The sequence below is a fragment of the Kitasatospora sp. NPDC057738 genome, assembly GCF_042798815.1.
Taxonomy (GTDB): Bacteria; Actinomycetota; Actinomycetes; order Streptomycetales; family Streptomycetaceae; genus Kitasatospora; species Kitasatospora lactacystinica.
Genome location: NZ_JBHVJT010000140.1, coordinates 1 through 9893, shown reverse-complemented (window position 1 = coordinate 9893; position 9893 = coordinate 1). Strand labels below are relative to the sequence as shown.

10 protein-coding genes and 1 tRNA gene are annotated in these 9893 nt (G+C 71.4%); 9 read left to right on the top strand and 2 right to left on the bottom strand.

What is annotated here, in order from left to right:
* Positions 1-67 precede the first annotated feature (67 nt).
* Positions 68-703, bottom strand: a complete 636-nt coding sequence (upp, locus tag ACFVGO_RS38760; RefSeq protein WP_049650159.1) for a uracil phosphoribosyltransferase — start codon at positions 701-703, stop codon at positions 68-70.
* Positions 704-899: 196 nt separating this feature from the next.
* Here upp and ACFVGO_RS38755 point away from each other — a divergent pair, with 196 nt between their 5' ends.
* From ACFVGO_RS38755 to ACFVGO_RS38720, 8 genes are all read left to right on the top strand, one after another.
* Entirely contained in the window at positions 900-1103 is a 204-nt protein-coding gene (locus ACFVGO_RS38755; RefSeq protein WP_359913963.1) for a hypothetical protein, read from the top strand.
* A 315-nt stretch (positions 1104-1418) separates the two neighbouring features.
* Positions 1419-1976 (top strand): tRNA adenosine deaminase-associated protein, encoded by a 558-nt coding sequence (locus ACFVGO_RS38750; RefSeq protein ID WP_359913958.1) that lies wholly within the window; start codon positions 1419-1421, stop codon positions 1974-1976.
* Between the two features lie 50 nt (positions 1977-2026).
* Positions 2027-2554: a tRNA adenosine(34) deaminase TadA gene (tadA, locus tag ACFVGO_RS38745; protein ID WP_359913955.1), complete on the top strand. Its 528-nt coding sequence runs from the start codon at positions 2027-2029 to the stop codon at positions 2552-2554.
* An 81-nt stretch (positions 2555-2635) separates the two neighbouring features.
* Positions 2636-2722: transfer RNA gene (locus ACFVGO_RS38740), tRNA-Ser, on the top strand.
* 454 nt (positions 2723-3176) lie between these two features.
* Positions 3177-3341, top strand: coding sequence for a hypothetical protein (locus tag ACFVGO_RS38735; RefSeq protein WP_380636859.1), 165 nt, complete (start codon positions 3177-3179; stop codon positions 3339-3341).
* 79 nt (positions 3342-3420) lie between these two features.
* Positions 3421-3714: a Dabb family protein gene (locus tag ACFVGO_RS38730; RefSeq protein WP_359913952.1), complete on the top strand. Its 294-nt coding sequence runs from the start codon at positions 3421-3423 to the stop codon at positions 3712-3714.
* A gap of 424 nt (positions 3715-4138) precedes the next feature.
* Positions 4139-5056: an RNA polymerase sigma factor SigF gene (locus ACFVGO_RS38725; RefSeq protein ID WP_380358919.1), complete on the top strand. Its 918-nt coding sequence runs from the start codon at positions 4139-4141 to the stop codon at positions 5054-5056.
* A gap of 144 nt (positions 5057-5200) precedes the next feature.
* Positions 5201-6106 (top strand): RNA polymerase sigma factor SigF, encoded by a 906-nt coding sequence (locus ACFVGO_RS38720; protein WP_359913949.1) that lies wholly within the window; start codon positions 5201-5203, stop codon positions 6104-6106.
* On the opposite strand, the gene ACFVGO_RS38715 is transcribed toward ACFVGO_RS38720, so the two are convergent.
* Positions 6093-7079: a tyrosine-protein phosphatase gene (locus tag ACFVGO_RS38715; RefSeq protein WP_380636860.1), complete on the bottom strand. Its 987-nt coding sequence runs from the start codon at positions 7077-7079 to the stop codon at positions 6093-6095. The genes ACFVGO_RS38720 and ACFVGO_RS38715 overlap by 14 nt on opposite strands.
* A 353-nt stretch (positions 7080-7432) precedes the next feature.
* On the opposite strand from ACFVGO_RS38715, the gene ACFVGO_RS38710 reads away from it, so the two are divergent.
* Positions 7433-9799, top strand: a complete 2367-nt coding sequence (locus tag ACFVGO_RS38710; RefSeq protein WP_380636857.1) for a hypothetical protein — start codon at positions 7433-7435, stop codon at positions 9797-9799.
* Positions 9800-9893: the final 94 nt, after the last annotated feature.

Below are 9893 nucleotides of genomic sequence, written 5' to 3'. Positions count from 1 at the left end.
GCCCCCGGCAGACGCAGTGCCGGGGGCTCTCGGTGTTCGGTGGTCCGGGTGGTTCGGGCTGGGGGGCTCAGCCGGCCGTGCCGTACAGCCGGTCGCCCGCGTCGCCCAGGCCGGGGACGATGTAGCCGTTCTCGTTGAGACGCTCGTCCACGGCGGCGGTGACCACGGTGACCGGCAGACCTGCCAGCTCCCGCTCCATCACCTCGACGCCCTCCGGCGCGGCCAGCAGCACCACGGCGGTGACGTCGGTGGCACCGCGCTCGATCAGCATCCTGATCGCGGCGACCAGGGTGCCGCCGGTGGCCAGCATCGGGTCGAGCACGTAGACCTGGCGGCCGGAGAGGTCGTCCGGCATCCGGGTGGCGTAGGTGGAGGCCTCCAGGGTCTCCTCGTTGCGGACCATGCCGAGGAAGCCCACCTCGGCGGTCGGCAGCAGGCGGGTCATCCCGTCCAGCATGCCGAGGCCCGCCCGCAGGATCGGGACCACCAGCGGGCGCGGGTAGCTGAGCCGGGTACCCAGCGTGACCGCGACGGGCGTGGTGATCTCCACCTCGTCGGTGCGGACGTCGCGGGTGGCCTCGTAGGCGAGGAGGGTCACCAGCTCGTCGGTCAGGCGACGGAAGGTCGGCGAGTCGGTGCGCTCGTCGCGCAGGGTGGAGAGCTTGTGGGCGACCAGGGGGTGGTCGACGACGTGGAGACGCATGTGTCGAGGTTAGCCCGGGTCTGGACGGGTGTACGACCCGCCGTGCCCCAGCCGGGCGGCGGGTCGGGTGACACGCCCGTGACACGCCGTGACCTGTCGCGAATGTCCGGACGGAAGTGCCTCCTGTGGTATCAACCGGGCCGTTCTGGGAATGTCACGTCTTATGACGAGCAACCCGAACGCCGGGGACGGCTCGATGGACGAGCCCGTCGACGGGTCGGGCCGGAGCCCGGGCCCGCCGTACGACCACCCCGAGACCGAGGCGGAGCGCCGCAGGCGGCGGGCCGTCTTCCTGCGCGAACTCACCGAGGCGCGCGAGCTGCGGGAGCGGGTCCAGCCCCGGCGGACCAAGGAGCGGCGGATGCGCGAGGCCATGCGGATGCGAACCTTCCGGATCTGACAAGGCCCGGACGGCCCCGCGCCGCCGCGCCGCGCGCCCGGGGGCGGACCCCGGGCGCGGACCCGGAAACGGCCCGAGGCGACCCCCGGCGGGCGTTCGGAGCAAATTTCGACCGGCTTCGGACCGCCACGCCCGACTTCGCCGTCCGCCACCCGGCCCTTCCGACACGACCTGCAAAGACGCGCTGCCGAACACCCCCCGCGAGGGCGGGCTTTCTGTCACGATTCCGATGGGACGGTCCGAACAAGCGGACCGCCCCTGGCGCGGGGGCGGCCAGATTTTCGCGTCGCCCGTGCGCGCCGGCAGCCGAGACCGATGATCTTGGGAGTGTCCCTGGTGGCGTACTTCGCTGCAGTGCTTGCTCGCACTGAGGACGGGTGGGATGTGAGCGAGACGGAGCTCGACGACGTCGAAACCCTGGCCGATCTGGCCGACCTGGCCCGCGACTCCGCCCAGGACGACGACAGCGTCCTGATCTTCATCGAACAGGAGGACGCCTGGTTCGCCGTCGTCCGCGTGGACGGCGAGGAGGACCCGCGGATCTTCGTGTCGGACGGCGCCGCCGCCGCCCGCAGCTCCTACGGGTCCGTCCTCACCGACGAGTTGGTCGACCAGGCCGGCGAGAGCGAGTTCGGCGACCTGGACCACCTGCTGGACGAGACCGAGGAGGCCGGGGAGCAGGACGAGGAGGACGCCGACGCCCGCGGCGGCGTCCCGGTCGGCCCGCTGGGCGACGCCCACCTGCTCACCGAGTTCGGCCTCGCCTCCGAGGACCTGCTCGCGCTCAGCGGCGAGGGCGCGGTGCCGGGCGACGCCCTGGAGGAGATCGCCGAGGCCCTGGGCTGCGGCGAGGTCCTGGAGGCCGTCCGGTAGAGCGGTCGGTCGTACCGGTGTCCGCCGCCGGATACCCGACACTGGATGCCATGCAGCCCGCATCCACCCCGCTGACCGTTCCGCGCGTCCCCCCGTTGCCCGCACCCGTCCGCCCCGACCCGGTCCGCGACCGCTGGGCGGCGCCGATGCGCCTGGCCATGGCCGAGGCCGCACTGGCGCCGGCCACCGGGGACGTGCCGGTCGGGGCGCTCGTCCTGGACCCGGACGGCGAGGTGATCGGACGCGGCCACAACGAGCGCGAGGCGGTCGGCGACCCGACCGCGCACGCCGAGGTGGTCGCGATCCGGCAGGCGGCCGAGAAGACCGGGGAATGGCGGCTGAGCGGCTGCACACTGGTCGTCACCCTGGAGCCGTGCACCATGTGCGCGGGCGCCATCGTGCTGTCCCGGATCGACCGGGTGGTCTACGGCGCCCTCGACGAGAAGGCCGGCGCGGCCGGCTCGCTCTTCGACGTGATGCGCGACCGCCGGCTCAACCACCGCCCCGAGGTGATCTGGGGCGTCCTCGCCGACGAGTGCGGCGAACAGCTGCGCGCCTTCTTCGACACCCACCGCTGAGAGCCCGCCGCCGAGAGCCCGCCGACCGCCGTGGCGATACGGATTTCGTGACTGCGCCACCCCTCCGGTAGAGTTCCTCTCGGTAGCGTGTCCGAGCGGCCAAAGGAGCACGCCTCGAAAGCGTGTGTGGGGGCAACTCCACCGTGGGTTCGAATCCCACCGCTACCGCTCGAAAGCCCGAGGGCCCGTCCGATCCGGACGGGCCCTCGGCGTTTGTCCGGCCGGTGTCCGGGCACGAAAAACGGCCCCGTACCCCGGGCCGATGACCACCGGTGCCCGGTCCGTACGGAGCCTGGAGGGGGAGCGGCTCGGGGGGACTGACCGCTCCCCCGGCGGAGTCCCACAACCGGCGCCGCGTCGGGGGAAGCCGCGGCGACCGGTCCCACAGCGGGGAGCTCCGGATCCACGCACCGGGGATTCCTGCCAGATCCTCGGTACGTCCTCCATCCTGCCGCCCGGCCCGCGACGGGGCATCCGGAGAAAGGCCCCACTCGCGGGGACCTTCGTCCCGCCGGCCGAACGCGTCGCACACTTGATAGCCCGTCCGGGTGGATAAGCTGCCCCCTGCAGGCCGCTCGGGGACCGGAAGACGGCGGCCCACGGCTGGGAGGCAGGTCACCCGATGGCGCAGGCGAAGAGGATCGGCATGGCCCTCCTGCTCATCTTCGTGCTCTACTCGATCATCACCTCGCCCTCCCGGTCGGCGGAGCTGGTGCAGCTCGGGTTCGAGGGGATCTCGAACGCCGCCAAGGCGGTCGGCACCTTCATGACCGGTCTGATCAAGTGACGGACGGCCCGCGACCGGCCCCGGCGCACCGGCTACGGTGAGCGGGACCCTCTGTCCCCGTCCGCGAGGAGCGGCAATCGTGATCCGCCACCTGGTCCTGTTCAAGCTCAACGAAGGCGTCGGCAAGGACGAAGAGCGCGTGCTCGCCGGCGCCAAGGCCTTCGACGCGCTCGGCGCGGTGATCCCCGAGCTGCGCGAGTGGGAGTGCGGCTGGAACACCACCGAGCGCGACATCGCGTACGACTACGCGATCAACAGCCTGGTCGAGGACCGCGACGCCCTCCAGGCCTACCTGACCCACCCGGACCACCAGGCCGCGGCCGGCCTCTGGCGCGAGTTCGCCACCTGGGTGATCGCCGACATCGAGGTCTGAGCACCCGTCCGGCACCCGTCCGGCCCCTGTCCGTCCCACCCCGCCCGTCCGGAACCCGCCCCGGACGCGTCCCCCGGACGGACCGCCGCGGCCCACCCCCCCCCCCGGAAGGGAGCGCCCCTCCCCCCCCCGAAAAACCCACTCGGCACCCCCACCAACCCACCAAAAAAAACCGCCCCCCCCCCCCCAACACCCCCCCCCTCCCCCCCCCCCCTGTCAGAACCCCCCCCGGGATGCGCCCCCTGGAAGACCCTCCGCCCCCTCCCTTTCCTCGGGGGGGGCCGCCCCTGCTCCGTCCCGGAACGATCCGTGCGGCACTTCGCCGGCCGGCCCGGGAAAGGTTGAACACCCCACCAACACACCTCCGTCGGGTGCTTGCCCGATGTGTGCCCACCTTGTGATGCTATGACCGGTTTTGCCGGACATGGCGAGGTACCGAGCCAGCCGCGACACCCGATCCGCAGGGCCCGCCGTTGACGACTTTGGGAGGGGTGAGGTGTCCGTGGACGAAGTGCTGGCTGCGATCACCAGCCCGGCCGGCGAGCTCCGCCCGGACCGGCTGCGCGGCCCCGGCGGCCGCCCCGCCGTGGACGTCCGGACGCTGACCCGGGTGCTGTTCGAGCGGCTCGCCGAGCTGCCCCCGGACGCCCCCGAGCGGGAGCGGGTGCGGGCCGCCCTGATCGAGGTGAACATCCCGCTGGTCCGCTACGCGGCCACCCGCTTCCGCAGCCGCAGCGAGCCGATGGAGGACGTCGTCCAGGTCGGCACCATCGGCCTGATCAACGCGATCGACCGCTTCGACCCGGGCCGCGGCGTCCAGTTCCCCACCTACGCGCTGCCGACCATCCTGGGCGAGATCAAGCGCTACTTCCGGGACAACGTCCGCACCATGCACGTCCCGCGCCGGCTCCAGGAGCTGTGGGTCCAGGTGAGCGGTGCGATGGAGGAGCTGACGGTGCTGCACGGGCGGGTGCCCAAGGTGCCCGAGATCGCCGCCAGCCTGCGGATCCCCGAGGAGGACGTGCGGGCCTGCCTGGACGCCGGACGGGCCTACAACGCGGCCTCCCTGGAGGCCGCGCAGGAGCACGAGGGCGGGCTCGCCCTGCTCGACCGGCTCGGCTACGAGGACTCCGCGCTGGCCGAGGTCGAGCACCGGGACATGGTCCGCCACCTGCTGGTCCAGCTCCCCGAGCGGGAGCGCCGGATCGTGATGCTGCGGTTCTTCGCCAACCTGACCCAGTCCCAGATCAGCACCGAGCTGGGGATGTCCCAGATGCACGTGTCCCGCTTGCTCTCACGGATCCTGACCAGGCTTCGGACCGGCAACTCCTGGGAAGAGTGAGATTGCAGCCAGTTACCCCGGCGTGACATCTTGCGACGTTCGGGTTTGCCGTGGACCGTGTTCCGGTATGGAGGGGGAAGGCCCTCGCCGGGAACCACCGCGCGACGGCCCCCGTTCAACCGACAGTCACAAGGGGGTGGGTGCATGTCCGGAGAGCTGGGCACTGCGGAGATCCACGCCGGCCGGGCCACCGGCACGGCCGTCGCCGAGGACCTGGTCCCGCTGCAGCGGGTCGAGACGGTCCGGCCACCCGGCCCCGCCGCGGGAACGCAGACGCCGCCCGGCGCCGGACTGGACACCCGGACGCTCTCCCGCTCGCTGTTCCTGCGGCTGGCCGCGCTGGACCCGGGCAGTGCCGAGCACACCTACGTCCGCGACACCCTGATCGAGCTCAACCTGCCGCTGGTCCGGTACGCCTCGGCGCGCTTCCGCAGCCGCAACGAGCCGATGGAGGACATCGTCCAGGTCGGCACCATCGGCCTGATCAAGGCGATCGACCGCTTCGACCCGGAGCGCGGGGTGGAGTTCCCCACCTTCGCGATGCCCACCGTGGTCGGCGAGATCAAGCGCTTCTTCCGGGACACCAGCTGGTCGGTCCGGGTGCCGCGGCGGCTCCAGGAGCTGCGGCTGGCCCTCACCAAGGCCGGTGACGAGCTCTCCCAGCGGCTGGACCGCTCCCCCACCGTCGCCGAGCTGGCGGCCTGCCTGGGGGTCAGCGAGGAGGACGTGGTCGAGGGCCTGGCGGTCGGCAACGCGTACACCGCCAGCTCGCTCGACTCCAGCACCGGCGAGGAGGACAGCGACGGGCCGCTGGCCGACCGGCTCGGCTACGAGGACCTCGCGCTGGAGGGCGTCGAGTACCGGGAGTCGCTCAAGCCGCTGCTGGCCAAGCTGCCGCCGCGCGAGCGCCGGATCATCATGCTGCGGTTCTTCGGGAACCTGACCCAGTCGCAGATCGGCGAGGAGATCGGGATCTCCCAGATGCACGTCTCCCGGCTGCTCACCCGGACGCTCACCCAGCTGCGCGAGGGGCTGATCAACGAGGGCTGAGCCCGCCACCGGGGGCCGGGCCCCGCCCGGCCCCCGGCTCGTCCAGCAGGTTGGCGCGCAGCCCGGCCAGCACCTCGTCGTCCAGCCCGAGCCCGTCCCGCCAGAACGCGTCGAAACCGCCCCAGCCGGCCTCGACCTCCGCGAAGGCCGCGTCCAGGTAGCCGCCGTCGGCCCGGAAGACCGGCAGGAGCAGCTCGGGCTCGCGCATCAGGCCACGGGCGGCGAAGTCGCCCAGCACCCCGCGCACGACCGGAGCCGAGCGCTCGTTGGTGAGCAGGTAGTCGGCCAGGACGGTCCCCCGGTCCACCCCGAGGGCGGTCAGCAGGAGCGCGGCGGCCCAGCCGGTGCGGTCCTTGCCCGCCGAGCAGTGGAACAGCAGTGGCGGGCCCTGCGGGGCGGCCAGCAGGCGCAGCAGGGCCGCGAAGCGCTCGCGCGCCACCGGATCCGTGACGAACCATCGGTAGAGGCCGGTCATCAGGGCGGCTGCCAGGCCGTCGCCGAGCAACGCCCGCTGGCGCTGCGGACTTTGGTCGGCCAGCGCGTCGCGGACCAGCAGCGAGATGTCGAAGTCCGTTGCCAGTAGCGGTAGATGATGCAGCGTCACACCGCCTGGCAGGCGGTCCAGTCCGGCGCCGCGGACCTCGTCCATGCTCCGCAGGTCCACCACGCTGCGCAGGCCGAGCGCGCCGAGCGGGCCGAGGTCCTCGGCGGTGACACGGTTCAGGCCATCGCTGCGCAGCGCCACCCCGCGCCGCAGAATCCGCCCGTCAGCCGCGCGGTACCCGCCCAGATCCCGGGCATTCAACGCACCGCGCAAACCGAGACTGCGTCCGACCAGCGGCGTTCCGGCGGGCTTCGGTGACGCATTCCGTACGCTCAGGAATCCCTCCGGCTCGGTATGCTGATCGACCACGCGAGCGCCTCCATTGCATATTCGGACTGTCACATGGCACAGCGGTGCCCGATATTGCATGAACCTGCCCAACGGGGCGGTGGGATGTGCAAGAGTGTCATGCGCAACGACGACAGTGTAGGTGCCCCGCCCACCCCACCGGGCACACCCTCGGTAACCACGTGTAGCACTCAGCTTCCGGTTTTTCATTTTCAATTCACTATTTGCGCCGCCGGTACGGTTCCGGTCACAATCAGCGCCTTCATGGCTTCGCCATGAACGTTGGTAACAGGTTCGCTGCACTCTCGCCCAATTGGTCCCTCGCACCGCCGTCCCTCGACCAGGATGGGCCCGGGCAGCCTGCTGCCCGCGAACAGCTACACGGGCAGGCGAGCGCCGAGGAGCGCCGCGCCGGCCCCAAGGGGAGGATCACCATGGGTCGAGCGACCCGAAGAGTCGCCGCGTGCGCGGCGGCAGTCCTGCTGGCCAGCGGCTTGCAGACCACCCTGGCCCACGGCGACACCACGCCGCCCAGGATCGACCTCACCGTCCTGGTCGTCGACGACGGCGGCCCGTCCGTCGCCGCCATCACCGCCGAGCTGAAGAGCCAGGGCACGCCCTACAAGGTCGTCAGCCTCAATGACCCCAACCGTCCCGTGATCAACTCCGCTTTCCTGAGCGACACGGTGAACGGCCTGCCCCGGGGGAAGTTCCAGGGCATCGTGCTGCCCAACGAAAACCCCTTCCCCAACAGTGCCGCCGAGATGACGGCGATCGCGAGCTACGAAGCCGCATTCAACGTCCGTCAGATCGACGCGTACACGTGGGCCAACCCCGCAGTGGGTCTGAACTACGCTCAGAATCCCGGATTCGTGGGCACTCTCGACGGATTCCAGGGCGCCACCACCGCGGCCGGCACTTCGGGCCCGTTCGGGTACCTCAAGGGCAGCGTCCCGTTCGAGGACAACGACACGAACGTCAGCGAGAGCTACGGCTACCTGGCGACCCCGCTCGCCAGCCTGCCGGCCGGCGCCTCGTTCGTCCCGCTGGTCGACGCGCCGATACCCAATGCGACCGCCCGCGGTTCCCTGGTCGGCGAGTACACCCACGACGGCCGCAAGGAACTGGTCGTCACGTTCGTCTACAACCAGTACCAGCAGCAGTACCGGCTGCTGGCCCGCGGCATGGTCGACTGGCTCACCCAGGGCGTCCACCTCGGCTACGACCGCAACTACTTCGCCACCCACGTGGACGACGTCTTCCTGGCCGACGACCGCTGGGACACCACGCTCAAGTGCACCCCCGGCGACGTCACCTGCCCGCCCGGCACCCCGGACACCGCCAGCCCGATCCGGATGACCGTCGACGACGCCGACCACCTCAAGCAGTGGCAGGCCGCCAACAACTTCACCCTGGACATGGTGTTCAACGGTGGCGGCAGCGAGGACTGGAAGGCCGACCACGAGACCACCGCCGACCCCACGGCGGACCGGATGATCGCCGACCAGAGCAGCTACCGGTGGGTCAACCACACCTACACCCACCCGTACCTGGGCTGCGTCCAGAACGTCACCGTGGTGCCGTGGGTCTGTTCCAAGAACAGCGCGGGCGGCACCGTCTGGGTCGACCAGAACACCATCTCCACCCAGATCAAGAACAACGCCGACTGGGCCACCGCGCGCGGCCTCCAGTTCGACGCGCAGACCCTGGTCACCGGTGAGCACTCCGGGCTGCTGACCGCCCCGCAGGAGACCAGCGACAACCCGTACCTGGCCCCGGCACTGGCCGCCAACGGCATCAAGTTCACCGCCAGCGACGCCTCCCGCGAGACCGGCCAGCGGGCCGTCGGCTCGTCCGTGCTGACCGTGCCGCGGTACCCGATGAACGTCTTCTACAACGCCGCCACGGCGAAGGAGGAGACCGACGAGTACAACTGGATCTACACCAGCAAGGCCAACGGCGGCAGCGGCGTCTGCGAGAACAACGCCAACTCGACCTGCCTGCCGCAGCCGCTCGACGTCAACACCGGCTACCAGTCGTACATCGTGCCGTTGGAGGCCCGGATCGACCTCGGCCACGTGCTGAACAACGACCCGCGTCCGCACTTCGTGCACCAGTCGAACCTGTCCGAGGACCGCATCCTGTACCCGGTGCTGGAGAAGATCCTCGGCACCTACCGCTCGCTGCACGCGGACAGCGCCCCGATCGTGAACCTGAGCCAGCGCGAGATCGGCCAGGAGTTCCAGCGCCGCGCGGCCTGGAACAACGCGCTCGCCGCCGGCCAGGTCACCGCCTACCGGGTCGGCAGCACCATCACCGTGAACGCGCCGTCGGGCGTTCAGGTCCAGGCCACCATGCCGACCGGAACTGCTCAGAAGCTGGCCATCGGAACGGGCGGGTTCGGTTCGTCCTACGCCGGTACGCTCTCGGGTTGGGTGTCCCCGGGCGCGCTGCAGAGCAGCGTCACCCTGCAGCTGCCGTCCGCGCCGGCCGCCCCGGCCGCCGTCGCCCCGGGCGTCGCGGCCAAGTCCGTCCCGGCCCCGGTGCCGGCGGACAAGAAGGTCGTGCCGCAGGGCGTCGCGACCCCCGTCCCGGTGGGCCCGAGCGACACCACGCGCAAGCCCGCTCCGTCCCTGGTCCCGGGTAGCGGAACCCCGGTGCCGGGCAAGGACGTCACCGCTGGCACCATCGGTCAGGGCGGCGACGGCCACCACGGCAACACCGCTGCGACGAAGAACGGCAAGCCGTCTGGGGGGACGGCCACGCCGAGCAGCACCACCGGACGCTCCGGCAACCGGTAACCGGTACGATCCGCCGCCGGCGGGGTCGGGCCGGTCAAGGCACTGCTGCTCGGCTTCTACCGGATGCTCGCCGAGGAGAGCTACCGGCCTGTCC

Excerpts from the sequence above, each read along its gene's own strand:
- upp (WP_049650159.1), bottom strand. The coding sequence starts at position 703 with ATGCGTCTCCACGTCGTCGACCACCCCCTGGTCGCCCACAAGCTCTCC.
- ACFVGO_RS38755 (WP_359913963.1), top strand. The coding sequence starts at position 900 with ATGGACGAGCCCGTCGACGGGTCGGGCCGGAGCCCGGGCCCGCCGTAC.
- ACFVGO_RS38750 (WP_359913958.1), top strand. The coding sequence starts at position 1,419 with ATGATCTTGGGAGTGTCCCTGGTGGCGTACTTCGCTGCAGTGCTTGCT.
- tadA (WP_359913955.1), top strand. The coding sequence starts at position 2,027 with ATGCAGCCCGCATCCACCCCGCTGACCGTTCCGCGCGTCCCCCCGTTG.
- ACFVGO_RS38735 (WP_380636859.1), top strand. The coding sequence starts at position 3,177 with ATGGCGCAGGCGAAGAGGATCGGCATGGCCCTCCTGCTCATCTTCGTG.
- ACFVGO_RS38725 (WP_380358919.1), top strand. The coding sequence starts at position 4,139 with ATGGCGAGGTACCGAGCCAGCCGCGACACCCGATCCGCAGGGCCCGCC.
- ACFVGO_RS38720 (WP_359913949.1), top strand. The coding sequence starts at position 5,201 with ATGTCCGGAGAGCTGGGCACTGCGGAGATCCACGCCGGCCGGGCCACC.
- ACFVGO_RS38715 (WP_380636860.1), bottom strand. The coding sequence starts at position 7,079 with ATGCAATATCGGGCACCGCTGTGCCATGTGACAGTCCGAATATGCAAT.
- ACFVGO_RS38710 (WP_380636857.1), top strand. The coding sequence starts at position 7,433 with ATGGGTCGAGCGACCCGAAGAGTCGCCGCGTGCGCGGCGGCAGTCCTG.